This is a genomic window from Actinomadura mexicana (assembly GCF_900188105.1).
GTDB classification, from domain to species: domain Bacteria; phylum Actinomycetota; class Actinomycetes; order Streptosporangiales; family Streptosporangiaceae; genus Spirillospora; species Spirillospora mexicana.
In genome coordinates, this window is record NZ_FZNP01000025.1 from 1 (window position 1) to 26,194 (window position 26,194).

The 26,194-nt window shown below is 73.7% G+C and carries 26 protein-coding genes; 7 read left to right on the forward strand and 19 right to left on the reverse strand.

Features of this window, described 5'->3' with window-relative positions:
• Positions 1-680: 680 nt before the first annotated feature.
• Positions 681-971, forward strand: coding sequence for a CD225/dispanin family protein (locus CHC11_RS37365; protein ID WP_089316631.1), 291 nt, complete (start codon positions 681-683; stop codon positions 969-971).
• Positions 972-974: 3 nt separating this feature from the next.
• Positions 975-1,448 (forward strand): DUF2752 domain-containing protein, encoded by a 474-nt coding sequence (locus CHC11_RS37370; protein WP_089316632.1) that lies wholly within the window; start codon positions 975-977, stop codon positions 1,446-1,448.
• Positions 1,449-1,677: 229 nt separating this feature from the next.
• On the opposite strand, the gene CHC11_RS37375 is transcribed toward CHC11_RS37370, so the two are convergent.
• The 16 genes from CHC11_RS37375 to narI all read right to left on the reverse strand — a co-directional run bounded on the left by CHC11_RS37375 (position 1,678) and on the right by narI (position 17,063).
• Positions 1,678-2,712, reverse strand: coding sequence for a crotonase/enoyl-CoA hydratase family protein (locus CHC11_RS37375; protein ID WP_089316633.1), 1,035 nt, complete (start codon positions 2,710-2,712; stop codon positions 1,678-1,680).
• A 70-nt stretch (positions 2,713-2,782) separates the two neighbouring features.
• Entirely contained in the window at positions 2,783-3,274 is a 492-nt protein-coding gene (locus CHC11_RS37380; RefSeq protein WP_089316634.1) for a metallophosphoesterase family protein, read from the reverse strand.
• A 317-nt stretch (positions 3,275-3,591) separates the two neighbouring features.
• Positions 3,592-4,299, reverse strand: a complete 708-nt coding sequence (locus CHC11_RS37385; protein WP_089316635.1) for a hypothetical protein — start codon at positions 4,297-4,299, stop codon at positions 3,592-3,594.
• A gap of 230 nt (positions 4,300-4,529) precedes the next feature.
• Positions 4,530-5,336 (reverse strand): hypothetical protein, encoded by an 807-nt coding sequence (locus CHC11_RS37390; protein WP_089316636.1) that lies wholly within the window; start codon positions 5,334-5,336, stop codon positions 4,530-4,532.
• Positions 5,337-5,381: 45 nt separating this feature from the next.
• Positions 5,382-6,440, reverse strand: a complete 1,059-nt coding sequence (locus CHC11_RS37395) for a 2-hydroxyacid dehydrogenase (protein ID WP_089316637.1) — start codon at positions 6,438-6,440, stop codon at positions 5,382-5,384.
• Positions 6,441-7,049, reverse strand: coding sequence for a histidine phosphatase family protein (locus CHC11_RS37400; RefSeq protein ID WP_089316638.1), 609 nt, complete (start codon positions 7,047-7,049; stop codon positions 6,441-6,443).
• Positions 7,046-8,521 (reverse strand): FGGY-family carbohydrate kinase, encoded by a 1,476-nt coding sequence (locus CHC11_RS37405; protein WP_089316639.1) that lies wholly within the window; start codon positions 8,519-8,521, stop codon positions 7,046-7,048. Before CHC11_RS37405 ends, CHC11_RS37400 begins: the two co-directional genes overlap by 4 nt.
• Positions 8,518-10,029, reverse strand: coding sequence for an FGGY-family carbohydrate kinase (locus CHC11_RS37410; RefSeq protein WP_089316640.1), 1,512 nt, complete (start codon positions 10,027-10,029; stop codon positions 8,518-8,520). Before CHC11_RS37410 ends, CHC11_RS37405 begins: the two co-directional genes overlap by 4 nt.
• A gap of 46 nt (positions 10,030-10,075) precedes the next feature.
• A complete protein-coding gene (locus CHC11_RS37415; protein WP_089316641.1) occupies positions 10,076-11,320 on the reverse strand; it encodes a sugar ABC transporter permease in 1,245 nt (414 codons plus the stop codon).
• Positions 11,313-12,251 (reverse strand): ATP-binding cassette domain-containing protein, encoded by a 939-nt coding sequence (locus CHC11_RS37420; RefSeq protein ID WP_089316642.1) that lies wholly within the window; start codon positions 12,249-12,251, stop codon positions 11,313-11,315. The genes CHC11_RS37415 and CHC11_RS37420 overlap by 8 nt, the downstream gene beginning before the upstream one ends.
• 19 nt (positions 12,252-12,270) lie before the next feature.
• Positions 12,271-13,347: a substrate-binding domain-containing protein gene (locus CHC11_RS37425; protein WP_089316643.1), complete on the reverse strand. Its 1,077-nt coding sequence runs from the start codon at positions 13,345-13,347 to the stop codon at positions 12,271-12,273.
• A 269-nt stretch (positions 13,348-13,616) separates the two neighbouring features.
• Complete coding sequence (locus CHC11_RS37430) at positions 13,617-14,408, reverse strand: DeoR/GlpR family DNA-binding transcription regulator (RefSeq protein WP_089316644.1); 792 nt, start codon at positions 14,406-14,408, stop codon at positions 13,617-13,619.
• A 71-nt stretch (positions 14,409-14,479) separates the two neighbouring features.
• Positions 14,480-14,872 (reverse strand): rhodanese-like domain-containing protein, encoded by a 393-nt coding sequence (locus CHC11_RS37435; RefSeq protein ID WP_089316645.1) that lies wholly within the window; start codon positions 14,870-14,872, stop codon positions 14,480-14,482.
• Between the two features lie 21 nt (positions 14,873-14,893).
• Positions 14,894-15,766: a Gfo/Idh/MocA family protein gene (locus CHC11_RS37440; protein ID WP_089316646.1), complete on the reverse strand. Its 873-nt coding sequence runs from the start codon at positions 15,764-15,766 to the stop codon at positions 14,894-14,896.
• A 61-nt stretch (positions 15,767-15,827) separates the two neighbouring features.
• Positions 15,828-16,217: a hypothetical protein gene (locus CHC11_RS37445; protein ID WP_089316647.1), complete on the reverse strand. Its 390-nt coding sequence runs from the start codon at positions 16,215-16,217 to the stop codon at positions 15,828-15,830.
• A 102-nt stretch (positions 16,218-16,319) separates the two neighbouring features.
• Positions 16,320-17,063 carry a respiratory nitrate reductase subunit gamma gene (gene narI, locus CHC11_RS37450; RefSeq protein WP_179279199.1) on the reverse strand — a complete coding sequence of 248 codons (744 nt, stop codon included), beginning with the start codon at positions 17,061-17,063 and terminating at the stop codon, positions 16,320-16,322.
• 384 nt (positions 17,064-17,447) lie between these two features.
• Here narI and CHC11_RS37455 point away from each other — a divergent pair, with 384 nt between their 5' ends.
• Positions 17,448-20,300 (forward strand): FAD-binding and (Fe-S)-binding domain-containing protein, encoded by a 2,853-nt coding sequence (locus CHC11_RS37455; protein ID WP_089316697.1) that lies wholly within the window; start codon positions 17,448-17,450, stop codon positions 20,298-20,300.
• A gap of 13 nt (positions 20,301-20,313) precedes the next feature.
• On the opposite strand, the gene CHC11_RS37460 is transcribed toward CHC11_RS37455, so the two are convergent.
• Positions 20,314-21,060, reverse strand: a complete 747-nt coding sequence (locus tag CHC11_RS37460) for an IclR family transcriptional regulator (RefSeq protein WP_089316648.1) — start codon at positions 21,058-21,060, stop codon at positions 20,314-20,316.
• Positions 21,061-21,154: 94 nt separating this feature from the next.
• Between CHC11_RS37460 and CHC11_RS37465 the strand changes: the two genes are divergently transcribed.
• From CHC11_RS37465 to dmpG, 3 genes are read left to right on the forward strand one after another with little or no spacing between them, the layout of a single operon-like run.
• Positions 21,155-21,952 (forward strand): 2-keto-4-pentenoate hydratase, encoded by a 798-nt coding sequence (locus tag CHC11_RS37465; RefSeq protein ID WP_089316649.1) that lies wholly within the window; start codon positions 21,155-21,157, stop codon positions 21,950-21,952.
• Complete coding sequence (locus CHC11_RS37470) at positions 21,949-22,899, forward strand: acetaldehyde dehydrogenase (acetylating) (protein WP_089316650.1); 951 nt, start codon at positions 21,949-21,951, stop codon at positions 22,897-22,899. Before CHC11_RS37465 ends, CHC11_RS37470 begins: the two co-directional genes overlap by 4 nt.
• Complete coding sequence (gene dmpG, locus CHC11_RS37475) at positions 22,896-23,927, forward strand: 4-hydroxy-2-oxovalerate aldolase (protein ID WP_089316651.1); 1,032 nt, start codon at positions 22,896-22,898, stop codon at positions 23,925-23,927. Before CHC11_RS37470 ends, dmpG begins: the two co-directional genes overlap by 4 nt.
• Here dmpG and CHC11_RS37480 read toward each other — a convergent pair.
• Entirely contained in the window at positions 23,922-24,581 is a 660-nt protein-coding gene (locus tag CHC11_RS37480; protein WP_089316652.1) for an HAD family hydrolase, read from the reverse strand. The genes dmpG and CHC11_RS37480 overlap by 6 nt on opposite strands.
• A gap of 93 nt (positions 24,582-24,674) precedes the next feature.
• Here CHC11_RS37480 and CHC11_RS37485 point away from each other — a divergent pair, with 93 nt between their 5' ends.
• Positions 24,675-25,265 carry a TetR/AcrR family transcriptional regulator gene (locus CHC11_RS37485; protein WP_218826407.1) on the forward strand — a complete coding sequence of 197 codons (591 nt, stop codon included), beginning with the start codon at positions 24,675-24,677 and terminating at the stop codon, positions 25,263-25,265.
• A 7-nt stretch (positions 25,266-25,272) separates the two neighbouring features.
• Here the strand turns inward: CHC11_RS37485 and CHC11_RS37490 are convergent, their stop codons facing one another.
• Positions 25,273-26,124: a universal stress protein gene (locus CHC11_RS37490; RefSeq protein WP_089316653.1), complete on the reverse strand. Its 852-nt coding sequence runs from the start codon at positions 26,122-26,124 to the stop codon at positions 25,273-25,275.
• Positions 26,125-26,194 lie beyond the last annotated feature (70 nt).

Genomic DNA, 26,194 nt, shown 5'->3' on the forward strand with positions numbered 1-26,194 from the left:
AGGATCAAACTCTCCATCAAGGCCACACGACCAGCCAGGGGGCGAACCCCAGCCGGCCAAACCTCAGGAAACAATCCCAGCATCACCATCCCCCCGAAAAGGGGACAGCATTGCCTCAAAGAAATCCCCACCACCCCACAAAAGCGAGATGGCACGGGGCGACCCGGCCTTAAAGACCGAGCCGATAAAGGCACTGGCTTTTAACACGCTGTTGAGTTCTCAAGAAACAGACACCCACCGTGCCGGATCCGCTTTCGCGTTTCCCGCCCCGGGGCTACTCTCTTACTTTATCAGGTCCGCCCGGACTGTCAATTCCGGGCTTTTCCGATACGCCATTCCGGTTCCGCTTGCGCGGTTCCTTCCCGGCGGTGGTGCTATTTCATCAGATCCGGGCCGATTGTCAAAACCGAACCTTTCCGACCCACCACGGCACGGCAGGCACGGCGAGGCCGTGTCGGCTGGTTCGTAGGTGGTTTCCCCATGCTTCGGCCGGCCGCCACGTGGGCGTCCTGCATCCGTGAGGGGACGAGGGGTTAACCTACGCGGCCGGAGCGCCCGCGTCAAATCGGCGGCCCGGCAAGGTGCTCCTCTGCCAGGTTGCGGCGTATTGGGGGAACCCGGCGTGTCCTGTCACCATCTACCTAAGTAGATCACCCAGCCCGAGCAGGAGAGGTACCAACATGGCCTACCCACCCGCCCCGCCGCCGCCCCCGACCTCCGGCGGCGGCTCTCCGCCCCCGAACCACCTCCCGTGGGCGATCGCGACCACGATCCTGTGCTGCCTGCCCGCCGGAGTCGTTTCCATCGTCTACGCCGCCCAGGTCAACTCCAAGTGGTCCGCCGGCGACCAGGCCGGTGCGCTCAAGTCGTCCAATAACGCGAAGACCTGGGCGATCGTGTCCGCGGTCCTCGGCGTGGTCGTCGGTGCCATCTACTTCGTCATCGCCATGATGGGGAACAGTGGCAGCTGACCGATGACGAACGAGTCCCAGCCCGTCCCGCTCCCGCGGGACGGGCTGGTTCCGGAGGCACCGGACGGTGCTGAGCGGCCCCTCGCCGTCCGGTTGCTGCGGCCGGGCGGGGTGCTGATCCTCTGCGTCGCGGCCGTCCTGTACGTCGCCGCGGTCGACCCCAACGAGGCAGGGCACTATCCGACCTGCCCGTTCCTCGCTCTCACCGGGTTCCAGTGTCCGGGCTGCGGATCGATGCGCACCGTGCACGCGCTCGCCCACGGTCATCTCCAGGAAGCGTTCGGGCTGAACGTACTGACCGTCGCGATGCTCCCGGTTCTGGCGTTCTTCTGGCTCCGGTGGGCAAGAGCCCGCGCCCTGGATCGTCCGGTGAGGTCGAAGGTGGCGCACCCCGCACTGATCTGGGTCCTGTTCGGCACCATCCTTCTCTTCTGGCTGATCAGGAACCTGCCGGTCGGATCGGTTCTCGCCGCCTGACCACGAACGGCCAAGGGCCGGGCGGCGCGACGTCCAAGCCCAACGCGGCGCGCCGCACAGGATGGACGGCAGGTGACCAACCCGCGACCGGCGGGCGGGCAGCTCGCTGAGCGGGCTCAACCCACTACTCGCCGAAGACCTGCTCCGTAGGGTCAGACAGGAAGGTCGCCAGGGTCGAACTGAGACGCGCGACGGGGGCAGAGCCGGTCATCGGACGCCGCGAAAGGCGTCATGAGGCGACTTCGGGGGCTTCGGGACGCCGGCGCGGTTGGCGTGCGCCTTGGCCGGGGCGATGCGGGCGCTCTCGGCGCCTTCCTGGGTGAGCTTGTAGTAGCGGTGACCGAAGCAGAACAACGCGAGGTGGGTGCTCGCGTCTTCTACGAGGCCGGGTACGCGTTGATGCGTTCGGCTGCGCCTCGGTTGCCCGGCTCGCGGGCGCCGGAGGGCGCGTCAGGCGGGATCGGTGAAGGCGGGCGGGCGGGCGCTTGTCGAAGTAGGCGCGGACGGCCTCGACCTGGTTCGGGCTTCCGCGCAGGGCGCCGAGCGTCCGGGACTCCTCCAGGAACTGGCCGGCCAGGTCGGTGTCGGCGGCGCGGTTGAGGAGGCGCTTGGCTCCGCGGACGGCGTCGGGGCTGTTGCCGGCGATCTCGCGGGCGAGCTCCGTCGCGGCGGCATGCGGGTCGTCGGCCGCGCGGGTGGCCAGCCCGATGCGGACGGCGTCCGCGCCGGAGATCGTGCGGCCGGTGAAGGTGAGCTCCTTCGCGACGTCCTCTCCGACGAGGCGTATCAGCGCCGCCGTGCCGGTCATGTCGGGTACCAGGCCCCAGCGGATCTCCAGCACCGACAGGCGCGCGTCCGGGGCGACGATCCGGATGTCGGCGCCGAGCGCGATCTGCAGCCCGCCGCCGAGGGCGTGCCCGTGGACGGCGGCGATGACGGGCTGCGGCAGTTCCCGCCACACGTGCACGGCCTGCTGCCCGAGGTTGGTGACGCGCCCCGGCTCGCGCGCGGTGATGTCGTCGGCGCGCCGCCCGGCGCCGGCACCGGCCATGGCGGCGAATCCGGCGAAGTCCAGGCCGGCGCAGAACGCGCGGCCCTCCCCCGACAGGACCACGGCCCGGACGGAGGCGTCCGCGGCGAGGGCGTCCCCGGTCCGGGCGAGCGCCTCGAACGTGGCGAGGTCGAGGGCGTTCAGCTTGTCGGGACGGTTGAGCCGCACGTCGGCGACCCCCTCGTGGACGTGCACGGTGACGCGGTCGGTCATGGCGGGGTCCCTCTCATCCTCGCGGTCGTCTCCGGGGGACGATTCCACGCGGCGCGCCGCAGGTCGAGGGTCAGGTCACGGGGACGATCCGCGCCCCGGTGAGCCGGCCCCCGGCGATGTCCAGGAGGCCGAGGGTGCCGTGCGGCTGGCGGCGCCGGTCGGTCGGCGACCCGGGGTTGAAGATGCGGACGCCGTCGCCGGTCTCGTCCAGCGGGATGTGCGAGTGCCCGAACACGACGAGGTCGGCGCCGGGGAACCAGCGCCGCATCCGGGCGGTGCGGCCCCGGGCCTGGCCGCTGTCGTGGACCATCGCGACGGCGAGGCCGTCCAGGTCGACTTCGAGGCGCTCGGGCGCGCCCCACTCGGCCACGTCCGGCCCGTCGTTGTTGCCGAGGACGGCGTGGACGGGCGCGTACTCGGCCAGCTCGTCCAGGACGTACGCGACGCACACGTCGCCGGCGTGCAGGATCACGTCGGCGTCCCGCAGGTGCTCGGCCACCCGCGGCGGGCACGACTTCCAGCGCCGGGGCGCGTGGGTGTCGGAGATGGCCACCGCTCTCATGTCTCCCATTGTCCCGTAGCGGCCGACTCCGGCGCGCGGACCACCGCGCGAACGACGGGTGATTTTGCCACAACAGGGCTCGGACACGCGTGGGAAACAACTGTAAGCACGCAGTCATTACTGAGGACTGAACTGCGGAGTTACGCTCGAATTCCTCGCGATCGTCCAGGAGGATTCGGCCGTACGCCCCCGGTCGTTCCTCCCGACACGGCGACCCAGCACCGCGAGGGCGCAGTGAGGGCGGCCGGGCCCGAGGAGGATGACCACTCCCTTGCACCGGCCCCGGACCCGGCCGCCTCTCCGCACGCCCTGCGGGGCTACGAGGTCAGGTAGAGCTTGCGGTCGAAGACCCCGGAGCCCGGCGTGGTCTCACCGCGGGCGATGGCGGAGCCGCTGCCGGTGCCGTTGGACGGGCAGAGGCCGCTGCTTCCCGACTGCCGCACGAGCGTGATGCCGTCGGCCTTGCCCTGCGCGTCGTCCTGGTTCGGCAGCGGGCGGTTCGGGTTGTCGCGGTTGTAGACGTCGAAGCGCAGACCGTCGGTGCTCCCCGTCCGGAATCCGTAGTAGCAGGTGACGGTGACGCCAAGGATCTTGCCCTCCATCTTGAAGCGGAGGCCGCCGTTGATGGACAGGGTGCCGTCCCGGCCTCCAGATACCGGGTCATAGGCGACGTTCCCGCTCTTGTCGGGCATCTGGCCGAGGTCGAGGTCGGTGGCCGGGGAGCTGAGGCCGTTGGAGGTCCGGCACGCGCCGATCGACGCGGCGGTCAGCTCGCCCGCGCCGGAGGACTGGACGGTGCCCCGCAGTTGGGCGCCGTCGCAGGAACCGGTCACCTTCACGCCCAGGTAGTTGACGGAGAACGCGAGCGCCCCGACGGTGGCGACCTGCCAGTTGCCGGAGTAGGGCGTTCCGGTGGCGGTCTCCTGGCGGATGGTGGTGGTGGCGGCCAACGCGGCGGGCGCCGTCAGGGCCAGCGCGGCGGAGGCGGCCGCCAGGGGCGCGGCCAGCCTGATGGGAGCTTTCACGGGGTTCCTCCTCGGGAAGAGGGATTTGATTTTTTCTACCCGAGTGGCTGTGAAAAGCAAGACCCCGTTCAGCCGAATATCCACAGTCTAGAGAATTCCGCTAAACGGGGGCGGCCGGACACTAAGCTGACCGTGATATCGACCGGAAATTTAAGCACTTCGTGCGCAGAGACGGGATGGCGCGCGGCCGGGACGGGAGCCGAGGACGGAACCGGCCGCGCGCCTGGCCGTCAGTGGAACACGGGCTTCATCGCGTACACGCGGTTCGGCTTGTTGTAGCCGAAGAAGACGCGGGTTCCGCGGCCGGCGGGCGCGACCGCCAGCCCCTCGCTCTCCCCGGTCAGCGGGATGTCGATCGCCTCCAGGATCTTCCCTGCCCGGTCCAGCACGGTGATGGTGTCGTTGGTGTAGTAGAGGACCTTGTCGCCGGCCATCTCCAGGCCCTGCGGGACGCCCTGGTAGCCGAGGCCGAAGGTCGAGCGGACGGTGCCGTCGAGGTCGGTGAACGCGAACACGAACGGGCCCTGGTCACCCGGTCCGGCGTGCACGAGCAGGCCGTCGCGCCGGTTGTCGACGGCGACCAGGCCGGAGTTGCCGAGCGAGCCGAAGTCGATGGTGCGCACGACCTCCGGCTCGCCGCTCCAGTCCACGACGTTGACCTTGGTGGGGTTGGTCCCGCCGCCGGTGGCGACGTAGAGGAGCCCGTCGCGGTCGCGGACGCTGATCTCGGCGGCGTGCCCGACGGCGAGCGGCGCGCTCTCCTTGAGGGTGGTGCCGTCGCGGTCGTACTCGCGGATGACGCCGTGGCCGCCGCCCACGTCGAAGCCGACGTAGAAGCGGCCGCGGCGGTAGGCGAGGCCCTGCATGTTGTCGGTGTGGGGGACGTTGAACAGCGGGTCGAAGGTGTAGGTGCGTCCGTCGGCCGCGGCGGGGCGGGCGCCGGCCAGGGCGGCGGCTCCGGCGAGCGTGGCGGCGCCCGCGAAGCCGAGGACTCTGCGGCGGGTGGGAGCAGCTTCGCCGAGTCCGGGTCCGTGCATCGTGCCTCCTTGTGGTGGGGGTGGTGGGGGTGGTGGGGAGGAGGTTCAGGGGCGGGCCGGCCGGGGGGCCTCCAACACCTCAGGGTTCGCGCAGTGCAGCAGGGGCTCGCCGCGCAGGTGGCGGCCGACGTCGGCGGCGAGGATGCGGGCCGCGTTGGCGGCGGTCTGCTTGCTGGCCCCGGCCAGGTGCGGCGTGACGATGATGTTCGGGGTGGTCAGCAGCCGCGACCCGGCGGGGATCGGCTCCTCGGGGAAGACGTCGAACGCGGCGGCGAACAGGTGCCCGGACTCGGCGGCGTCGCAGACGGCCTCGTAGTCCAGCAGCGATCCGCGCGCGCAGTTGACGATGATGGAGCCGGGCGGCATCGCCGCGATCTGCGCGACGCCGATCATCCCCGTGGTCTGCGGCGTGGCACGGGCGTGCAGGGAGACGATCTGCGCGCGTGCCAGCAGCTCGTCGAGCGGGACGAGTGAGGCGATGCCGGACAGGTCGCCGAGGTCGTCCAGGTACGGGTCGTGGACGAGCACGCGGGCGCCGAGCGCGGCGAGCGCCCGGGCGACGCGGCGGCCCACGGCGCCGCAGCCGACGAGGCCGACGGTGCTGCCGTGGATCTCGATGCCGACGTCGTCGTAGCGGTAGTAGTCGCCGCGCCACTGCCCCGCCATCAGGTCGACGTGCGTCTGCGGGATCCGCCGCACCGCCGCGAGGATCAGCCCGAGGGTGTGCTCGGCGGTGGCGCCGGCGTTGCGTCCGGGAGCGAAGCAGACGGCCACACCGTGCTCGGTCGCCGCCTCCAGGTTGGCGTTGACGGGCCCGCCGCGGCTGATCCCGAAGAGCCGCAGGTCCGGCGAGTCCTCCAGGATCCGCCGGGTCAGCGGGGCCATCTGGGTGACGCAGACCTCGGCGCCGCGCAGCGCCCCGATGAGCTGCTCCTCGGTCCCGGACGCCTCGTCGACCTCGGCGACGCGCCCGAACGGCTCCACCGGCCACGGCAGGGTGACCTCCGAGAACGCCAGGTCGCCGGGCGCCTCGGCGCGCAGAGCGTCGATGAACAGCTCGTTGCGGACGAAAAGGTCACCGGCCGCGAGCACGCGGGTAGTCATTCATCGCTCCAGTGGGGTGTTGAACTCCAGGAGGGCGGCCTCGCCGTCCCGGAGCCGGATCTCGGTCAGTGCGCAGTTGCCCAGCGACGGGAACCGCCGCCGGTAGTCCTTGAGCGGCACCCCCAGCAGCCGGCACAGCGCGAGCCGGATCGCCGTGGAGTGCGCGACGACCAGGACGCGGCCGCCCTGGTGCACGCGGGCGATGTCGTCCAGGCACGCGGTGAAGCGCCGGGCGGCGGCGGCCGGGTCCTCGCCGCCGGGCAGGTGGGCGGCGACGGGGTCGGCCAGGAACGCGCGCAGCTCCTCGGGGAACTTGCGTTCCATCTCCGCGCGGGTGAGCCCCTCGCCGTGCCCGAAGTCCAGCTCCCGGAGCCGTTCGTCGACGTGCAGCCGCGCGCCGATCGCCGCGGCGGACGGCGCCGCGGTCAGCCGGGACCGCGACAGGTCCGAGCACCACACCGCGTCGGGCCGGTCCGTGCCCGCCCACGCGGCCAGCGTGCGGGCCTGGTCCAGGCCGCGCGGGGTCAGCGCGACGTCGCTGATCCCCGCGTAGCGGTTGTCGGCGTGCCACTCGGTCTCCCCGTGCCGGACGAGGATGAGGCGCGTCATCGGGATGTCCTCTCGCGTGCGTGCGCGGCGGTCGCGGCGGGCAGCCACCCGCGCCGTTCGAGCTCACCGACCAGGCGCAGGTAGGGCGCGTCGAACACGCCGGCCCTCTCCGGACGCGGGTCGATCACCGCCTTGACGGCGACCATCCGCCCGGCGGTCTCGGCGACGTCGCGGCCCGGCGCGGCGGCGAGGACGGCGGCGCCGAGAGCGGGCTCGGCCTGCCGGGGCAGCACGACGGGGCGGCCGAGGATGTCGGCGCGCAGCTGGCACCAGTACCGGCTGCGCGCGGCCCCGCCCGTCAGCGTCAGGTCACCGCCGGTGGGCGCGCCGAGCAGGTCGAGGTGGTCGAAGCAGAGCCGCTCCAGGTAGCCGACGCCCTGAAGGACGGCGGCGAAGTCGTCGGCCTCGTCGCCCGTCCCGTCCAGCCGGAACCCGCGGGCGTCCGGCGCGAGGAACGGGAACCGCTCCCCCGCCGGGACGAGCGGGTAGGCCAGCGCCGCCGCCGGCTCGCGCCGGGCGGCGCGCCGGTCCAGGTCGGCCAGGTCGCGGCCGGGGAAGTCCCGGGAGATCGCGCCGGCGCCGGTGCTGGAGGCGCCGCCGGGCAGCCACCGCCCGTCGGGGGCCTTGTGGGAGTAGACGACGCCGAACGGGTCCTGGACGAGGTCGTCGCTGACGCCCTTGAGGACGAGGGTCGTCCCGAGGACGGAGTTCCACGATCCGACGGTGAGGCGTCCCGTCCCGAGCTGCGCGGCGCACCCGTCGGTGGCGCCCGCGACGACGGCGGTCCCCTCGGGGAGGCCGGTCGCTTCGGCGGCCGCCGCGCAGACCGTCCCGAGCGGCGTGCCGGACCGTTCCAGCGGCGGGAGCAGATCGGCGGGGACGCCGAGCGCGTCGAGGACGTCCGCGGGCCATGCCTCGGCGATGAGGTCCGCTCCGGTCTTGAGCGCGTTGCTGAGGTCCGCGGCCACCGCGTGCCCGGTCAACCGCCTGTTGACGAAGTCGGCCTGGTGGGCGAGGCGGGCGCCCTCGCGCGGGTGGTGCTCCAGGAGCCACAGCAGTTTCGGCAGGGCCCAGGCGGGCTGCATGCGCTGGTAGCCGAGGCTGCGCCACACCTCGCCGCCGGCCTCGTCGACCCGCTGGACGTGCCCGGCCGCGCGGGTGTCGTCGTACATGAGCGCCGGGGTGAGCGGCCGCCCGCCGTCGTCGGTGAGCAGGATCGTCCCGGACGTGGCGTCGACGGCGACGGCCTGCACCGCCTGCGCCGGGACGTCGCGCAGCGCCTCCCGGCAGGCGGCGCCCACCGCCGTCCACCAGTCCTCGGGGTCCTGCTCGTGCCGGGGGCCGTCCCGCCGCCCGGTCAGCGCCCGGCTGCCGGCCCCGGCCACGTCCCCCGACGCGGTGACGGCCAGCGCGCGCACGCTCTGCGTCCCGAGGTCGATCCCGACCCACACCTCCTCGTTCTGGTCGGTCACCGGGCGCCGCCGTCCTGGCCGGTGCGGGCACGTGCCGCCGCGAGGGTCGGCCAGGCGGGCGCCGTGGCCGTGCGGATCGCCAAGAAGTCCTCATAGGCCTGGGCGTAGTGGGCGGCCCGGCCGGGGTCGGGCGCGTAGGCGTCGCCCGGACGGACATGCGCGTCGGCGGCCTCGCGGGCGCCGGCGGCCCGCCCGGTGGCCAGGAGGCCGGCGATGAACGCGCCGCGCGCGCCGGCCTCGCTGTCGGCCGACCGGACGACCGGGACGCCCGTCACGTCGGCCAGCATGCCCAGCCAGACGGGGCTGGCCGAGCCGCCGCCGCTGACCCGCAGCTCGGTGGGGCGGGTCCCGGCCGCCATCAGGCAGTCGCGCACGACCAGGCTCAGCCCTTCCAGGACGGCGCGGGCGAGGTGCTCGCGCTCGTGGTGGACGGTGAGGCCGTGGAACGCGCCGCGCGCCCGCGGGTCAAGGAACGGCGCGCGTTCGCCGGCCGGCGACAGGTACGGCAGGAAGACCAGGCCGTCGGCGCCCGGCGCCGCCCGCGCCGCCAGCTCGGCGAGCGCCGCGGGCGCGGCGAAACCGAGCACGCGGCACGCCCAGTCGACGACCTGGCCGCCCGCGAGCGTCGGGAAGGCCCGCAGGTAGCGGCCCGGCAGGCCCATCGCGACCGTGAGGCCGGACGGGTCGCCGCTCAGGCGCGGGCCGTCCACGACCGTCTCCGTGCACAGCGTCGTGCCGAGGATCGTGCAGGCCTGGCCGGTGTCGACCGCGCCGACGCCGATCGCGGTGGACGCGATGTCGTAGGGGGCGAGGACGACCGGCAGCCCCTCCGGCAGCCCCAGCTCGTCCGCCGCGTCCCGGGTCAGGGGGGCGGTGCGCCGGTCGTCGCCGCGCAGGTCGGGCAGGAGCCGCCGCGCCCATTCCATGTCGTAGGCGCGGAGCAGGTCGTCCGAGAAGCGGAGCGCGGCGATGTCCAGGAAGGGCGCGGACGCGTCCGAGCCGTCCACCGCGATCTGCCCGGTGAGGCGGGAGAAGATCCAGCCGCCGCAGGTGAGCGACGCCGCCGACCGGGCGACCCGGTCGGGGTCGTGCTCGCGCAGCCAGGTGAGGATCGCGTTCGGCAGGCCCGCGAAGTGCAGCGACCCGTTGACGCGGAACGCCCGCTCCAGCACGCCGGAGGCCGCCCAGCGCTCGACGGCCGGGGCGGCGCGGCCGTCGTTCCACAGGATCGCCGGGCCGGTGGGGGCGCCGTCGCCGTCCACCAGCCAGCAGCCGTCGCCCTGCGCGGTGAGGGCCAGGAAGTCGACGTCGCCGCCGACCTGCGCGAGCACCTCCCGGACCGCGTCGGCGACGGCCCGCCACACCGCGCCCATGTCCTGCTCGGCATGCCCCGGCGCGGGCCGGGCCACCTCGGTGGGCCGCCGGGCGACGGCCAGTTCGGCGCCGTCCCCGGCGTACCCCACCGCCTTGATCATCGTGGTGCCCGCGTCGACGCAGACGACCGTCATCGGCTCCCCCGTCCGTTGCGTAGTGGTCCCATCCAACCCGTGCCGGTCAGGCGCGGCCGTGCGAGGCGCGCGAGCGGCGGGCGACCGAGTCCAGCGCCACGGCGAGCAGCAGCACCGCGCCGGTGACCATGAAGCGGTAGGACGAGTCGAGGTTCAGCAGCGTCAGCCCGCTGGAGATCGACTGGATGACCAGGATGCCGAGCAGCGCCGCGAACGCGTTGCCGCGCCCGCCGAACAGGCTCGTCCCGCCGATGACGGCCGCCGCGATCGCGTTCAGGTTGACGTCGCCGCCGCCGCTGCTCTGGTTGGACGCCGCCAGGCGCGCCGCGGCGAGGATGCCGCCGATCGCGGCGAGCGTGGTGCACATGACGAACGCCGAGGCGTAGACGGTCTTGACGTTGATGCCGGCGCGCCGGGCCGCCTCGACGTTGCCGCCGACCGCGTACACGGACTTGCCGTACTTGGTCCGGGAGAGGACGTAGTGCGTGGCGAGCACGAGCGCCAGGAACAGCACGAACATCCAGCCGACGCCGCGGTCCCGGTTGAGGTACCAGACCGCGACGACGAGGCCGGCCAGCAGGGCGGCGCTGCGCAGGACGAGCGTGCGCTCCGTCGTCGCGGGCAGGCCCGCCTTGCGGCGCTGCGCCGCACGGTTGTGGCCCGTCAGGTACAGCCCGCCCGCGCCCGCGGCGGCCAGCGCGTACGCCAGCCACGGCGGGAGGAAGTCGAGCTGGGCGAACGTCACCAGCCGCGAGTCGAACGGCAGGTTGATCGAGCCCTTGGGCCCGAGGACCCACAGCTGCAGGCCGAGCCAGCCGAGCAGCCCGGACAGGGTGATCACGAAGCTGGGCACGCCGAGCCGGTTGAACACCTTCGCGTAGAACCAGCCGAGCGCGACGGCCAGCGCCACCGCCGCGACGATCGCCAGCCAGGACGGCCAGCCGTGGTCGACGAACAGCACCGCGACCACGGCGGCGCTGAGCCCGCTCACCGACCCCACCGACAGGTCGATCTGCCCGACCAGCAGCATGAACACCACGCCGAGCGCGATCACGCCGACCGGCACGCACTCCAGCGCCAGGTTGACCAGGTTCGCGCTGGACAGGAAGACCGGATTGAGGATCTGCATCACGGTCCAGATCACGATCAGCCCGCCGACCACCGGCGCGACGCCGAGGTCGCCGCCCCGGACCCGGTCGGCGGCCGCCGCCAGCATGGCGCGCACCCCCCGGTTCCCGGGCTCGCCCGGCAGACCGGTCTTGGTCTCCGGGGGCGCCATGAGGTCACTCATCGCCCGCTCCCTTCCTCAGGCCGCCCGGTGCGACCCGCTCGGGCCGATCGCCGTCCGGCTCGTCCGCGCCGCCGGCGGCGTCCCGCGCCTGCGCGGTCTCGGTCTTCCCGCCGGCCCCGGCGGGGGCGTCCTCCGCTCCGGGACGGAGCTTGCCGGCGCGGCGGCTCACCACGTTGTCGGTCGCGCCGGTGATGGCGGCGACCAGTTCCTCGGCGGAGGTCGTCCGCGCGTCGAACACGCCGTTGTTGCGGCCGAGGCGCAGCACCGCGACGGTGTCGGCGACGGCCCGCACGTCGGCCATGTTGTGGCTGATCATGAGGACGCCGTGGCCGCGCTCCCTGAGCCGCTCGATCAGGTTGAGCACCTCGGCGGTCTGGGCCACGCCGAGCGCGGCGGTCGGCTCGTCCAGGATGATGACCTTCGGGTCGCCGAGCAGCGACCGGGCGATCGCCACCGTCTGCCGCTGGCCGCCCGACAGCGCCGCGACCGGGACCGCCACCGAGGGGATCTTCGCCGAGAGCTGGGTGAGCAGTTCGCGGGAGCGGACCTCCATCGCGACGTCGTCCAGGCGCAGCGCCCGCAGCTCGCGGCCGAGGAACAGGTTCTCGATCACGTTGAGGTTCTCGCAGAGGGCGAGGTCCTGGAAGACGGTCGCGATGCCGAGCTGCTGCGCCGCGGCCGGGGTGGGGATGCTCACCTCCCGCGACTCGAAGGCGATGGTCCCCGCGTCCGGGGCGTGCACGCCGGACAGGACCTTCACCAGGGTGGACTTGCCGGCGCCGTTGTCGCCGACGAGGGCGACGACCTCGCCCGCGGCGACGTCCAGGTCGACGCCGGTGAGCGCGGCGACCGCGCCGAACGACTTGCTGACGCCGCGCAGCGACAGCAGCGGGCCCGCCGCGCCGGCGGCCGGGGTGGGCGTTGGTGACATGACGAACCTCGGGAGATCGCTACTTGAGGCCGAGCTTGGCGCAGGCGGCCGCGTACTCGGCGGTGCAGACCTTGTCGGTCTTGAGGGCGCCGTCCGGGCCGAGCAGGACCTTGCCGATGTTGTCCTGGGTGACGACGGTCGGGGTGAACAGCTCCGACGGCGTGCCGAACAGCGTCGTGTTGCCCTTCGGCGTCTCGCCCTGGACGAACGCGTGGGCCGCGTTGGCGGCGGCCTCCGCGACGATCTTGATCGGCTTGGAGATCGTGTTGTACTGGTCGCCGGCGATGATCCGCTGCGCGGCGGCGAGCTCGGCGTCGTTGCCGGTCACCGGCGGGACGTCGGTGCCGGCGGCCTTGAACGCGGCGACGGCGGCGCCGCCGGTGCCGTCGTTCGCGGCGACGACGCCCGCGATCTGGCCGCGGAACTTGCTGATCTGGCCGGTGACCCACTGCTGGGCCTTGGCGGGCTCCCAGCCGGGCGTGTCGTACTCGGCGAGCAGCTTGAAGCCGCTCGGGTCGACCGAGCTGTGGATGCCCTTCTTGATCAGGTTCGCGGCGGCGTCCGTCGGCGAGCCGTTGACCTCCAGGATGCCGCCCTCGGCCTTCTCCTGCTTGAGGTGGTCGACCAGCGACTGGCCGATCATCGCGCCGATCTTCTCGTTGTCGAACGAGACGTAGTAGTCGGCCTTGGCCGCCGGGATGGGGCGGTCGTAGGCGATCACCTTCACGCTCCGGGACTGCGCCATCCGGACGATCGACGCCGCCGCGGCCGAGTCGACCGGGTCGATCACGATGGCCTTGACGCCCTGGGCGAGCACCGAGCTGGCCTGCTGCTGCTGCTTGGAGGCGTCAGCGCCGGCGTTCTGGTAGAGCACCGTGCAGCCGCCGCACAGCTGCTTCATCTTGGCTTTGAACAGCGGGGCGTCGTAGAGCTCGTAGCGGGTCGAGGCGATGTCGGGCATGAGGAACGCGATCTTGGCGTTCTTCGCGTCGCCGCCATCGGACCCCGCGCTCTTGGAGGAGCACGCCGCGGCGGGGGCGAGCGCCGCGAGCGCCGCGGCGGCCGCGGCGACCGTCCTGAGAGAGGGCTTCTTCACAGAGTTCTCCTCGTGGGTACGCCCGTGAAGGGGGCGATTGAGCCGATGCGGCGTCCGCTCGACCGGGATCGGCGGCCACCGCGGGGAGAACGTAACATCCTTAACGTTAGAAGTGTCAATACATGGGCGTTAACTAACACGGGTGATCGTGAACATGATCGTTCGGAGAACCCGAAAAGCCTGGTCACAGCTCAGCATCGATCCTGCGAGGGCACTAGGCACCCGCGGGTCAGGCGATGTTAGTTGTAACGTCCGTGCTCACACGGAGGTCAGCGGCGCGGGCGCACGGCGACGTCGTAGTCGACCTTGTGCTTCGCCAGCTCGGCCAGCGCCTCCGGCGCCGTCCCGTCGTCCACGACCACCCGCTCGAAGTCGCTCAGCGGCGCTACCCGGTGCAGCGCGGTGCGACCCAGCTTCGTGTGGTCCACCAGCAGGACGTTGCGGACGGCGCTGCGCAGCATGGCCCGTTTGACGACCACGACCCGCTGCTCCTGGTGGCCGGCGTTGCCCGCCGACACCGCCGAGGTCGACACGAAGCACAGGTCGACCTGCAGGGACTCGATCATCTCGACGCACGAGACGCCCATGAACGAGTTGTGCAGCGGATCGTAGTCGCCGCCGAGCGCGATCAGCCGGATGCCCTGCACCGGGGCCAGCAGGTTCAGGCCGTCCAGGAAGTTGGTGACGATCGTCAGCGGGCCGAGCCCGGGGAGCCGGCGGGCGAGGGCGAGGGCCGTCGTCGAGTCGTCGAGCATGATCGCCATGCCGGGCTCGACCAGCTCCACCGCCCTTGCGGCGACGGCCTCCTTCTCCTCGCGCATCGTCTTGGCCCGGTAGGCGACGCTGCTCTCGAAGACCCCGGACCGCTGCGCGGTGACCCCGCCGCGGTACTTGCGCACGATGCCCTGGCGCTCCAGCTCGTCCAGGTCGCGGTGGATCGTCATGAGGCTGACCCCGAAACGCTCGGCGAGCTCGGCGGCCGTCCCCGATCCCGCGGCGAGCACCGCCTCGGCGATCGCGTCCTGCCGCTGCGCGGGCCCCCGCCGCTGCCGGTCGCTCATAGCCCCGCTCCTCCGTCCGGACGCCAGGCCAGAAGTTAACACCAGGAATGTTAAGAGCTCAACTCACCCGGTCACCGGTCGTCGGCCCCGGTCGTCGGCAGGCCCGCCGCGCGCCATGCCTGGAACCCGCCCACGACGTCGGTCGCGCGGGTCAGCCCGAGGTCGTGCAGGGACGCGGCGGCGAGGCTGGAGGTGTAGCCCTCCGAGCAGAACACGATGACGCGCAGGTCGTGCCCGGTTGCCTGGGGCAGCCGAGCGTCCGAGGCCGGGTCGAGGCGCCATTCCAGAACGTTGCGCTCCACGATCAGCGCGTCCGGGATCTCGCCCTCCGCCGCGCGCTGGGCGGCCGGGCGGATGTCGACCAGCAGCGCCCCGTCGCTCATCTCGGCGTGGGCCTGGTCGGGGTGGACGCGCGCGAGCCGGTCGCGCGCCGCGGCGAGGATGTCATCGATAGTGCGTGCCATGGACCAAGCATGGCAGGCGGATCAGGCCAGCTGCGCCTCGGCCGAGGCGAGCACCTCCTGGATCCGCAGGCCGTGGGCGGCGTCCAGCGGCGGGCCCGTCCCGCTCCGGACGGCGGCGGCGAACTCGGCCACCATCGTGGCGAACGCGTCGTCGCCGAGCTGCGACCAGTCGAGCCGCGCGTGGCCGCCCCGCCCGTACACCTCGACGTGGGCGGGCGGGAGCTCCCCCATGCCCGCCATCGACACCGACGCCTGGCTGATCGCGCCGCCCTCGTGCTCCAGCGTCAGCCCCAGCCAGCCGAGGGGGTCGCCGTGCGCGCGCACGCCGGCGACCCGGCCGAGTGCGGCGTCCAACAGGTCGACGATGTGGGGGCCGAGGTCGAGCAGCGCCCCCTTCTCCAGCCGCCACGGGGTGGCGAAGGGGCCCCCGCTCAGCACGGACGAGACGAACGAGCCGTAGCCGCCGAACGGCTCCAGCCCCCGCGCCCGGTCGAGGAAGCCGCGGGCGGCGCGCGAGTAGCGCAGCGTGAGGACCATCTGGGAGACGACGCCCGCCTCCGCGACGGCGCCCGCGAGGCGGCGGGCCCCGTCCAGGTCCATGGCGAGGGGCTTCTCCAGCAGGACGGCCTTGCCCGCCCGGGCGGCCCGGGCGGCGAGGTCGGCCTGCACGTCCGGCGGGACGGAGAACGCCACGGCCTCGCAGGCGTCGAACAGCTCCTCGATCCGCTCGAACGAGGGCGCGCCGTGCTCGCCCGCCAGCGCGGCGGACGCCTCGGGCCGCCGCGCCCACACGCCCGCGAGCCGCGTGTGCGGGCCCGCCGCCAGCGCCGGCGCGTGCACCATCCCCGCCCAGGGTCCCGCCCCGACCAGCCCCACCGCCACGGAATCGCTCATGGGACAAACTTAGACGATCTACCATCTTCCCCGGCGCGCCCAGCCAGCGGGGCGGCGGGCGTCAGCCGAGCTGGACGCCGAAGAACAGCGCCAGGAGCGCGCCCAGGGCCCCAAGGGCGCCCCAGGCGGCGAGGCCGGCCTTGGACGTGGCGCGGGTGTGCAGCAACGCGGCCACGCCGGACAGCAGGACGAACACCAGCTTCACCTCCAGGGTGCGCTGGGCGGCGCCTCCCAGGTCGTCCGCGACGATGTTCCAGACGCCGGTGAGGACGAGGACGGCGAACGCGGGCCAGGCGATCGTGTTGAACCGGCGCGCGGCGGCCTTGGTGACGCCCTCGTAGCCGCGCAGCGCGGGCACGAGCGCGCCGAGGGTGATCTGCCCGCCGACCCAGATTGTCGCGGCGAGCACGTGCAGGAAGATCCGCACGTCGGCGGTGGTGACGGCGAGCACGAGGGGCCTCCGAGGACGTACCGGGCGAGTGGTGGGACGGGTCGGCCCCGGAACGTTACCGCCCGCCCCGGCGGCGTCCGGCGGCACCCCGGTCGGGGGGTCTCAGGAGGCCCGCTCCCATCCCCGGCGGGGGGTGTACATGCCGAGCTGCTCGTCGCGGCTGCGGTAGACGATGTAGGGGCGGGTCAGGTAGCCGACGGGCGCGGTGAGCATGTGGACCAGCCGGGTGAACGGCCAGATGCCGAACAGCACGAGCGCGCTGATCGCGTGGAGCTGGAACAGGATCGGCACACCGGTCATCAGGTCGGGGTCGGGCTGCAGGTAGAAGATCGACCGGAACCAGGGCGAAACCGTCTCCCGGTAGTCGTAGCCGTCGCCGACGATGTTCGCGACGACGGTCGCGGACAGGCCGAGCAGGATGGTCAGCGCCAGGACGGCGTACATGAGCTTGTCGTTGCGGGTGGTGGCGGAGAACACCGGTCCGACCGTGCGGCGCCGGTAGACCAGGATCGCCAGCCCGGCCAGGGTGCAGAAGCCGGCGACGGTGCCGAGCACCACGGCGACGACGTGGTACATGTCCTCGGTCACGCCGGCGGCCTCGGTCCAGCGGTCGGGGATCAGCAGCCCGCCGACGTGGCCGCCCATCCCGGCGCCGAAGATCCCGACCGCCAGCCCGCGCCGCCGGGGCGGGAACCAGGCGTTGACGAAGGGGACTCCGACCGCGAACGTCGCGCCGGCGATGCCGAGGAAGAACCCGCCCGCGAGCAGCGACGCCAGCGAAGAGTGCCCGGCCAGGCCCAGGTAGAGGACGGGCACGATGGTGAACAGCGAGACCGCGGGGAACATCGCCCGGCCGCCGAACGGTCGGTCAGCGCGCCGACGGGGATGCGCCCCAGCGAGCTCAGCAGCGCCCATGCCCAGAAGTTCACCGCGAACCCGAGCGTGGCCACCGGCCAGCATGACCATCGGCCGCCCGCCGCCCGGCCCGGTCTCCGCGGGGCCCGCTGCCGCCGTCCGACGTGTCCCAGTCACCGTGCCTCTGCCTCCGCCGGCCCGATTTCGGTGGGCCTTCCCTGTGCGTGTTGCGAAAAACCATGATCGGTTTCCGTCCGCACCACCCTCGTGGCCCTCGGTGACGCGTGGTAGGGACCTTGGTCCCGCCCAAAGGCCCCGCGAGGGTGCGGGCCGCCCGGCGACCGGCGTCCCGCGCCATGACCTACCGTTGTGACCGTGACCGACCATCGTGAGCACGGAGAGCTGGTGGAGGCGCTGCGGGCGGCCGGGGTCAGCGGGGTGGACGACTCGGCGCTCGCGCGGTCCCTGTACTCCTCGGACGCCTCCCTGTACCGGGTGCCGCCGCGGGTCGTGGTGACGCCCCGTGAGGCGGGCGAGCTGCCGGTCGTCCTCGCGGTGTGCCGGGACGCCGGGGTGCCGCTCACCATGCGGGGCGCCGGGACGTCCATCGCGGGGAACGCAGTCGGGCCCGGGGTCGTCGTCGACGTGAGCCGGCACCTCGACCGGGTCCTGGAGATCGACCCGGAGGCGGGGACGGCGCTGGTGGAGCCCGGCATCGTGCAGGCGCGCCTGCACCGGGCGGCGGCGGAGCACGGGCTGCGGTTCGGGCCGGATCCGTCCACCCGGACGCGCGCCACGCTCGGCGGGATGATCGGCAACAACGCGTGCGGGTCGCGGGCGCTCGGGTACGGGCGCACGAGCGACAACGTGCTCGGCCTCGACGTCGTCACCGGATCCGGGGAGCGGCTGCGGCTCGGCGACGTGCCGGGGGCCCACCCCGGCAGCGTCCTGCTGGAACGGCTGCGGGGGCTGGTCGGCGAGCACCTGGCCCTCGTGCGGACGGAGTTCGGGCGGTTCGGCCGGCAGGTCTCCGGTTACTCGCTGGAGCACCTCCTGCCGGAGAGGGGCTTCGACGTCGCCCGCGCGCTGGTGGGAAGCGAGGGGACGCTCGCACTGACGCTCGCGGCCCGGGTGCGGATGGTCCGGGAGCCCGCGCACCGGGCGCTCGTGGTGCTCGGGTACGGGTCGATGGCCGAGGCCGCCGACGCCGTCCCGGCGATCCTGCCGCACGGCCCGGTCGCGTGCGAGGGGCTGGACTCGCGGATCGTGAACGTCGTGCGGGAGCGGCGGGGCGCCGGCGCGGTGCCGCCGCTGCCGTCCGGGTCCGGATGGCTGCTGGTGGAACTGGCCGGATCCGAGCCCGGGGCGCTGCGTTCCACGGCGCGCGAGATCGCCGCAGCGTCCGGCTGCGCCGACTCGGCGCTCGTGGAGGACATGGCGCTGGCCGACGCGCTGTGGCGGATCCGCGAGGACGGCTCCGGGCTCGTCGCGCGCACGCCCGCCGGCGAGCAGGCCCACGCCGGGTGGGAGGACGCGGCCGTCCCGCCCGAGCGGCTCGGCGCTTACCTGCGGGAGTTCGAGACGCTGCTGGCCGGTTACGACCTGTTCGGCGTCCCGTACGGGCATTTCGGCGACGGGTGCATCCACGTCCGGATCGACTTCCCGTTCGGGCGGACCGGCGGGACGCGCGTCTTCCGGGAATTCCTGAACGAGGCGGCCGCGCTGGCGGCCCGGCACGGCGGCACCATGTCCGGCGAGCACGGGGACGGGAGGGCCCGCAGCGAGCTGCTGCCGCACATGTACTCGGCCGGGGCGCTGGCGCTGTGCTCGGCCGTCAAGGACGTCTTCGATCCGGACGATGTACTCAATCCCGGCATCATCGTCCGCCCGGCGGCCGTGGACGCCGACCTGCGCGCCGTGCAGACGATCCCGCTGAACCGGGGACTCGGTCTCGCCTACCGGGACGACCGCGGCGACCTGTCCCGGGCCGTGCACCGCTGCACCGGCGTGGGAAAGTGCCGCGCCGACAACACCGGGGCGGGCGGCGTGATGTGCCCGTCCTACCTGGCGACCCGGGAGGAGAAGGACTCCACGCGCGGACGGGCCCGCGTCCTTCAGGAGGTCGTCAGCGGGAAGCTCGGCCCGGACGGCTGGCGGTCCGAGGCCCTGCACGACGTGCTCGACCTGTGCCTGGCCTGCAAGGGCTGCGCGTCCGACTGCCCGACCGGCGTCGACATGGCCTCCTACAAGGCGGAGGCGCTGCACCAGCGGTACCGGGGGCGGATCCGGCCGCGCTCCCACTACGCGCTCGGCCGGCTCCCGCGCTGGACCCGGCTCGCCGCCAGGGCGCCCGCGGCGATCAAGGCGGTCAACGCGGCGATGCGGTCGCGCGCGCTGAAGCCGCTGCTCGCCTGGGGCGCGGGCATCGACCGGCGGCGGACGCTCCCCGCGCTCGCGCCCGTGACGTTCCGGCGCTGGTTCGCCTCCCACCGCAGCCCGGCGGGCCGCAACGGCGACGTCGTGCTGTTCGTGGACAGCTTCACCGACGCGTTCTCCCCGGAGGTGGGCCGGGCGACCGTGCGGGTGCTGGAGCACGCCGGCTACCGCGTCACGGTGACCGAGCGCCCCGTGTGCTGCGGGATCACGTGGATCTCCACCGGGCAGCTGGACGGGGCGCGGGCGCAGGCGCGCCGCACCGTCCGCGCGCTGCTCCCCCACGTCCGGCGCGGCGCCAGGGTCGTCGGCATGGAGCCGTCGTGCACCGGGGTGCTGCGGTCCGACGCCGAGGAGCTGCTGAGGGGCGTGGACGCGGCAGCCGCCCGCGAGGTCGCCGCCGCGACCCGCACCCTGGCCGAGCTGCTCGCCGAGACGCCGGACTGGACGCCGCCCGACCTGTCCGGCGTCACCGGGATCGCGCAGCCGCACTGCCACCACCACGCCGTCATGGGCTGGGCGAAGGACGCCGACCTGCTGCGGAAGGCGGGCGCGGGCGTCGAGCGGCTCGGCGACTGCTGCGGGCTGGCCGGCAACTTCGGCGTCGAGAGGGGCCACCACGAGGTGTCGGTCGCCGTCGCCGAGCAGCGGCTGCTCCCGGCCGTCCGCGCGGCCGGGGAGGACGCCGTGGTCCTGGCCGACGGGTTCAGCTGCCGCACGCAGCTGCGCGAGCTGGCGCACCGCGACGGCGAGCACCTCGCCCAGCTCCTGGCCCGCCGCCTGCCGGAGCGCTGACCGCCCGGCGCGGCTAACCGCCCAGCGTGCGCGAGAGGGTGAGCGCAGCGGTGTGGACCGCGGGGGCCACCGCGGCGAGCCGCATCCGGGCCGCCCAGCCCGAGACCGACAGCGCGCCGAGGACCAGGCCCTCCGGGCCGAGGACGGGACTGGCGGCGCAGACGATCCCGCGGCCGGACTCCTCCCGGTCGTAGGCGACGCCCTCGCGCCTGATCGTCTCCAGCTCCCGGGCGAGCAGCCCCGGCGCGGTCACGCTGCGCTCGCTGGCCTTGACCAGGTCCGACTCCAGCACACCCCTGGCCACCTCCGGCGGGGAGAACGCGAGGATCGCCTTGCCCACCCCGGTCACGTGCGCGGGCAGCCGCCCGCCCACCTGAGACGGCAGCCGCGGCCCGCCTGGGGAGCCGAGGATCTCCACGTAGACGACCTCGCCGCCCTCCAGCACCGCGAGGTGGACGGTCTGCCGGGTGGCCTCCCGCAGGTCCGACATGTACGGGACGGCGGCGTCCCGCAGCACCCGCTGGCGCGGGACCCGCTGCCCGATCTCGAACAGCCGCAGCCCGAGCCGCACCCGCGGGCCCCTGCGCTCCAGCAGTCCGGCGTCCACCAGGTCGAGGGCGATGCGGTGCGCGGTCGACTTCGGCAGGCCGCTGCGGCGGGCCAGCTCGGCGGCGCCCAGGCCGTCGTCCTCCGGACGGAACGCCGACAGCACCGCGACGACGCGGCGCAGGAAGCTCTCCTCGGACGGGACGGGCGGCATGAAAGAAGTGTCCCACCACGCGGGACGTCCGCATTGCCCGCGGGGGTCGCAGCGGGAGAGGCTCGCCCTGCCCACACGAACGAAAGGACGGCCCATGGACCCGGGTTCCGTGGAGAAGGCCGCGGCCGCGCTGCTCGACGCGTACGCCACCGGCACTCCCATCTCGCCGCTGACCAAGGACCATCCGGACATGTCGGTGGCCGACGCCTACGCGGTCCAGCTCGCCCAGGTCGAGGCCTGGACGGCCGCCGGCGCGCGGATCAAGGGCCGTAAGGTCGGCCTGACCTCGGCCGCGATGCAGCGCCAGATGGGCGTGGACCAGCCGGACTTCGGCGTGCTGCTGGACACGATGTTCCTGCCGGAGAGCGCCCCGATCGACGCCGGCCGGTTCCTGCAGCCCCGGATCGAGCCGGAGGTCGCGTTCGTGCTGGGGCGCCCGCTGGCCGGTCCCGGGGCCACGACGGCGGACGCGGTCGCGGCCGTCGAGTACGTGCTGCCCGCGCTGGAGGTGATCGACTCCCGCATCGCGGACTGGAAGATCACCCTCCCGGACACGATCGCGGACAACGCCTCCAGCGGCGGCGTCGTGCTCGGCACCCGCCCGGTCCGGCTGGGCGACCACGACCTGTCGCTGATGGGCTGCCTGCTGCGCCGCGACGGCGACCTGATCGACACCGGCGCGGGCGGCGCGGTCCTCGGGTCGCCGATCAACGCGCTGGTCTGGCTGGCCAACGTCCTCGGCGAGCGCGGCGTGAGCCTGGAGGCCGGGCACGTGGTACTGCCCGGCTCGATCACCGCGGCCGTGCCGGTCGCGCCCGGGCAGACACTGACGGCGACGTTCGCCGGGATCGGTTCGGTGACCGCCCGGTTCGGAGAGGAGGAGCTCACATGAGCGAAGCGGACCGGGGGGCGCGAGGGGGCGCCCCCTCGCAGGGAACGGGCGGGGGCAGGCTGACGGCGGCGATCGTCGGGCCGGGCAACATCGGCACCGACCTGCTTGTCAAGCTCCAGCGCAGCGAACTGGTCGACGTCCACTCGATGGTCGGGGTGGTCCCGGAGTCCGACGGCCTGGAGCGCGCCCGCAGGATGGGCGTCGAGGCGTCGGCAGAGGGCGTGGACTGGCTGCTGAAGCAGCCCACACTGCCCGACCTCGTGTTCGAGGCGACGTCGGCGAAGGCGCACCTGGCCAACGCGCCCCGCTACGAGGAGGCGGGGATCACGGCGATCGACCTGACGCCGGCCGCGACGGGCCCCCTGGTGTGCCCGCCGGTGAACCTGGACTCGCTGTCGGACGTCCCCAACCTCAACATGATCACCTGCGGCGGGCAGGCGACGATCCCGATCGTGCACGCGGTGTCGTCGGTGGTGCCCGTGCCGTACGCCGAGATCGTCGCGTCGATCGCGTCCCGCTCGGCCGGGCCCGGCACCCGCGCGAACATCGACGAGTTCACCGAGACCACGGCCCGCGCGATCGAGCAGGTCGGCGGGGCCGGGCGGGGCAAGGCGATCATCATCCTGAACCCGGTGGACCCGCCGATGATCATGCGGGACACGGTGTTCTGCGCGATCCCGTCCGACGCCGACACCGGGGCCATCTCGGAGTCGATCGAGAAAATGGTCGCGGAGGTCGCCGCCTACGTCCCCGGCTACACGCTGCGGGTCGAGCCGCAGTTCGACGAGCCCCGCGACATCTGGAACGGGATGGCCCGCGTCGCGGTGTTCCTGGAGGTCCGCGGCAACGGCGACCACCTGCCGCCGTGGGCCGGCAACCTCGACATCATGACCGCGGCCGCCGCCCGGGTGGGCGAGCAGCTGGCGCGCAGGAAGGCCTCCGCATGAGCGACACCGGCGAGAAGATCCGGATCACCGACTCCACGCTGCGGGACGGCAGCCACGCGATGGCGCACCGCTTCACCGAGGAGCAGGTCCGCGGCGTCGTGCACGCCCTGGACGCCGCCGGGGTCGAGGTCATCGAGGTCACCCACGGCGACGGCCTCGGCGGGTCGTCCTTCAACTACGGCTTCTCGCTGGAGGACGACGTCAAGCTCGTCGCCGCCGCCGTGGACGAGGCCGCCCGGGCCAAGATCGCCGTCCTGCTGCTGCCGGGCCTCGGCACGGTCAACGACCTGAAGATGGCGCACGACGCGGGCGCGTCCGTCGCCCGGGTCGCGACGCACTGCACCGAGGCGGACGTGTCGCTGCAGCACTTCGCCGCCGCCCGCGACCTCGGCATGGAGACCGTCGGGTTCCTCATGCTGTCGCACCGGGTGGGCCCGGAGGAGCTGGCGCGGCAGGCCCGGATCATGGTGGACGGCGGCGCGCAGTGCGTCTACGTCGTCGACTCCGCCGGCGCCCTCGTCCTCGGCGAGGCGCAGGAGCGGGTCGGCGCGCTGGTCAAGGAGATCGGGCACGAGGCGCAGGTCGGCTTCCACGGCCACCAGAACCTCTCCCTCGGCGTCGCCAACTCCGTCCTGGCGCAGCAGAACGGCGCCCGGCAGATCGACGGCGCGCTGTGCGCGCTCGGCGCAGGGGCGGGCAACTCCCCCACCGAGGTGCTGGTCGCGACGTTCGAACGGCTCGGCGTCCCGACGGGCGTGGACGTGCAGGGCGCGCTGGCGGCGGCCGACGACGTGGTGAAGCCGTTCCTGCACCGGCTGCCGTTCGCCGACCGCGGCGCGATCACGCAGGGGTACGCCGGCGTGTACTCCAGCTTCCTGCTGCACGCCGAGCGGGCCGCCGAGCGCTACGGCGTCCCGGCGCACGAGATCCTGCAGAAGGTCGGCGAGGCCGGCTACGTGGGCGGCCAGGAGGACATGATCATCGACGTGGCGCTCCAGCTCGCCGCCGAGCGCGACCGCGCGTCATAGCGCCAGCGGGCTGCGGTCCAGATCGTCCAGGAGGGCGCGGGGGTCGTCGTAGACGGCCGCCGCGCCCGCCTCCGCCAGCTCGGCGCGGCTCCAGCCGCCGGTGAGGACGCACACGCACGGCATCCCCGCACGCCGGGCGGCCTCGACGTCCCAGCGGGTGTCGCCGACGAACACGGCCCGGGCGGCGGGCACCGCGGCGCGTTCCAGGGCGAGCCGGACGAGGTCGGGCGCCGGCTTGGTCGCCTCCACCTCCGAGCCGGAGGTGGCCTCGTCGATCGCGTCGTCGGCGTCCAGCGCCGCGCGCAGCGCCTTCAGCTCGGCGGTGGCGGCCGAGCTGGCGAGCACGACGCGGCTCCCGCGCCCGGAGCAGGCCCGCAGCAGGTCGGCGGCGCCGTCGAAGGCCTGGAGCCGCGACCAGTACTGGGCGTACAGGGCCGTGTGCGCGGTGCGGATCCCGTCGTCGGCGTCCCGGTCCCGGTCGTCCGGGAGCAGGTGGTCCAGCAGCTTGTCCGCGCCCATGCCGACCGCCCGGTGCACGTCCGCCATGGGGACGGTGTGCCCGTGCTGGAGGAACGCCTGCCACCAGGTGGCGGCGTGCAGATAGTTGGTGTCGACCAATGTGCCGTCGACGTCGAAGAGCACCGCATCGATCATGCCCCGGCCCTACCCCGTCCGTCTCCGGGGAATCGGGGACCCGCGCCGATCTCGATCGGTTGCACGGTGCAAGCGTTGGGATAGCGTGGCGTGATGACCCACGAGGAGCCCCGCGCGTCGACCCCCCGCGGCCTGGCACGCCGGGAGCAGCTCCTGGGGATCGGTCTCGACCTGCTCGCCGAGGGCGGCTGGGCCGCGCTCACGGCCCGGGCCGTCGCGGACCGGGCCCGGATCCGGCCGGGGCTCCTCCACCACTACTTCAACGGGCTGCCGGGGCTGCACGTGGCCGTCGCGCAGCGGGCCAGCGAGTCGATCGTCGAGCCGGTGGTGGACGCGCTGGTCGCCGCTCCGGACACGGCGGCCGCCCTGCGGGCGCTGCGCGAGCGCGTCCTGGACATGCTCGCCGGCGAGCGCAACCTCAGGCTCGCCGCCGAACTGCTGGTCCGGGCGCTGCGCGACCCGCGGATGGGCGCCGAGCGGCGGGACTGGTCGCGGGACGTGCGGGCGCGCGTCGCCGCGCGGCTGGAGCACCTGCGCCCCGGCTGGCCCGCCGAGCGCCGCGAGGGCACCGCCATGCTCTTCACCGCGGTGCTGGACGGCCTGATGCTCCAGCTGATCCTCGACCCCGACCTGCCGGCCGACCCCGCCCTGCACGCGACCGAGGCCCTGGCCCAGGATCCCTGAGCGGCGCTCAGCCCGGGCGCGCGGGGACGATCGCGACGGCGCGGCGGGCATGCCGGAGCACCGCCGTGCTGGTCGAGCCCAGCGGGGCGATGCCGGCGCCCCGATCGCCCAGCACCAGCAGCCCGGCGTCGTCCGCGGCGCCGTACAGCGCCTCCAGGGGGCGCTCCAGCAGCAGGGACACCCGGATGTCGAGGTCCGGGTACCGCCGGCGCCACGGCGCCACGGCCGCTTCCAGCTCCGCGGCGCGCGTCTTCTCCAGCAGCTCCCTGTCGTGGAACAGCGCCAGTTCTTCCGCGTCGACCGCGGCGGGCTCCCAGCACGCGTACAGAACGCGCAGTTCCCACCGGCGCAGCGCCGCCTCTGCCGCGGCGAAGCCCAGCGCCGGATCGCACCACGTCGTCCCGTCGGCGCCCGCCACGACCCGGCGGGGGCCCGTCCCGTCCTTGACGACGATCACCGGGCGGGAGGCGCCCGCCGCCAGCTCCAGCACCTCCGCGCCCTCGTCCAGCCGCTCGGGGGCCCCGACTACCATCAGCTCCGCCTCGCCGGACTCGCGCAGCAGCGCGCCGCGGGCCGGGCCGCGGACCAGGCGGCCGCGCACCGCGCCGGTCGCCCCCAGCTCGCGTGCGCGCCGCGTGCCGCGCTCCAGCAGGTTCTCCCCGACCCGCCGCATGGTCGCCTCCCCGCTGGGATCCTCGTGCCCCTCCGGGTAGGGCCAGTGCCAGCAGTGGCACATCACCAGGCCGAGGTCGCGCAGCCGGGCCTCCTCGATCGCCCAGTGCAGCGCCGTGTCGTTCTCCGCCGTCCCGTCGTAGCCGAACAGGACGTGCCCTTGCTCGTCGCTCTCCACGCCCTTCATGTGCCTGCCCTCCTTCTGCCAGTCTGCGCGCTTCGCCCGCACACCAGAAGAGGCGCGTGCGCGACCGCTT

Bases quoted from the DNA above. Each gene is read 5' to 3' on its own strand.
- CHC11_RS37400 (WP_089316638.1), bottom strand. From the start codon at position 7,049: ATGACGCGCCTCATCCTCGTCCGGCACGGGGAGACCGAGTGGCACGCC.
- CHC11_RS37415 (WP_089316641.1), bottom strand. From the start codon at position 11,320: ATGAGTGACCTCATGGCGCCCCCGGAGACCAAGACCGGTCTGCCGGGC.
- CHC11_RS37390 (WP_089316636.1), bottom strand. From the start codon at position 5,336: ATGCACGGACCCGGACTCGGCGAAGCTGCTCCCACCCGCCGCAGAGTC.
- CHC11_RS37370 (WP_089316632.1), top strand. From the start codon at position 975: ATGACGAACGAGTCCCAGCCCGTCCCGCTCCCGCGGGACGGGCTGGTT.
- CHC11_RS37465 (WP_089316649.1), top strand. From the start codon at position 21,155: ATGGACCCGGGTTCCGTGGAGAAGGCCGCGGCCGCGCTGCTCGACGCG.
- CHC11_RS37380 (WP_089316634.1), bottom strand. From the start codon at position 3,274: ATGAGAGCGGTGGCCATCTCCGACACCCACGCGCCCCGGCGCTGGAAG.
- CHC11_RS37485 (WP_218826407.1), top strand. From the start codon at position 24,675: ATGACCCACGAGGAGCCCCGCGCGTCGACCCCCCGCGGCCTGGCACGC.
- CHC11_RS37460 (WP_089316648.1), bottom strand. From the start codon at position 21,060: ATGCCGCCCGTCCCGTCCGAGGAGAGCTTCCTGCGCCGCGTCGTCGCG.
- CHC11_RS37420 (WP_089316642.1), bottom strand. From the start codon at position 12,251: ATGTCACCAACGCCCACCCCGGCCGCCGGCGCGGCGGGCCCGCTGCTG.
- CHC11_RS37430 (WP_089316644.1), bottom strand. From the start codon at position 14,408: ATGAGCGACCGGCAGCGGCGGGGGCCCGCGCAGCGGCAGGACGCGATC.
- CHC11_RS37435 (WP_089316645.1), bottom strand. From the start codon at position 14,872: ATGGCACGCACTATCGATGACATCCTCGCCGCGGCGCGCGACCGGCTC.
- narI (WP_179279199.1), bottom strand. From the start codon at position 17,063: ATGTTCCCCGCGGTCTCGCTGTTCACCATCGTGCCCGTCCTCTACCTG.
- CHC11_RS37375 (WP_089316633.1), bottom strand. From the start codon at position 2,712: ATGACCGACCGCGTCACCGTGCACGTCCACGAGGGGGTCGCCGACGTG.
- CHC11_RS37490 (WP_089316653.1), bottom strand. From the start codon at position 26,124: ATGAAGGGCGTGGAGAGCGACGAGCAAGGGCACGTCCTGTTCGGCTAC.
- CHC11_RS37440 (WP_089316646.1), bottom strand. From the start codon at position 15,766: ATGAGCGATTCCGTGGCGGTGGGGCTGGTCGGGGCGGGACCCTGGGCG.
- CHC11_RS37395 (WP_089316637.1), bottom strand. From the start codon at position 6,440: ATGACTACCCGCGTGCTCGCGGCCGGTGACCTTTTCGTCCGCAACGAG.
- CHC11_RS37480 (WP_089316652.1), bottom strand. From the start codon at position 24,581: ATGATCGATGCGGTGCTCTTCGACGTCGACGGCACATTGGTCGACACC.
- dmpG (WP_089316651.1), top strand. From the start codon at position 22,896: ATGAGCGACACCGGCGAGAAGATCCGGATCACCGACTCCACGCTGCGG.
- CHC11_RS37410 (WP_089316640.1), bottom strand. From the start codon at position 10,029: ATGACGGTCGTCTGCGTCGACGCGGGCACCACGATGATCAAGGCGGTG.
- CHC11_RS37470 (WP_089316650.1), top strand. From the start codon at position 21,949: ATGAGCGAAGCGGACCGGGGGGCGCGAGGGGGCGCCCCCTCGCAGGGA.
- CHC11_RS37365 (WP_089316631.1), top strand. From the start codon at position 681: ATGGCCTACCCACCCGCCCCGCCGCCGCCCCCGACCTCCGGCGGCGGC.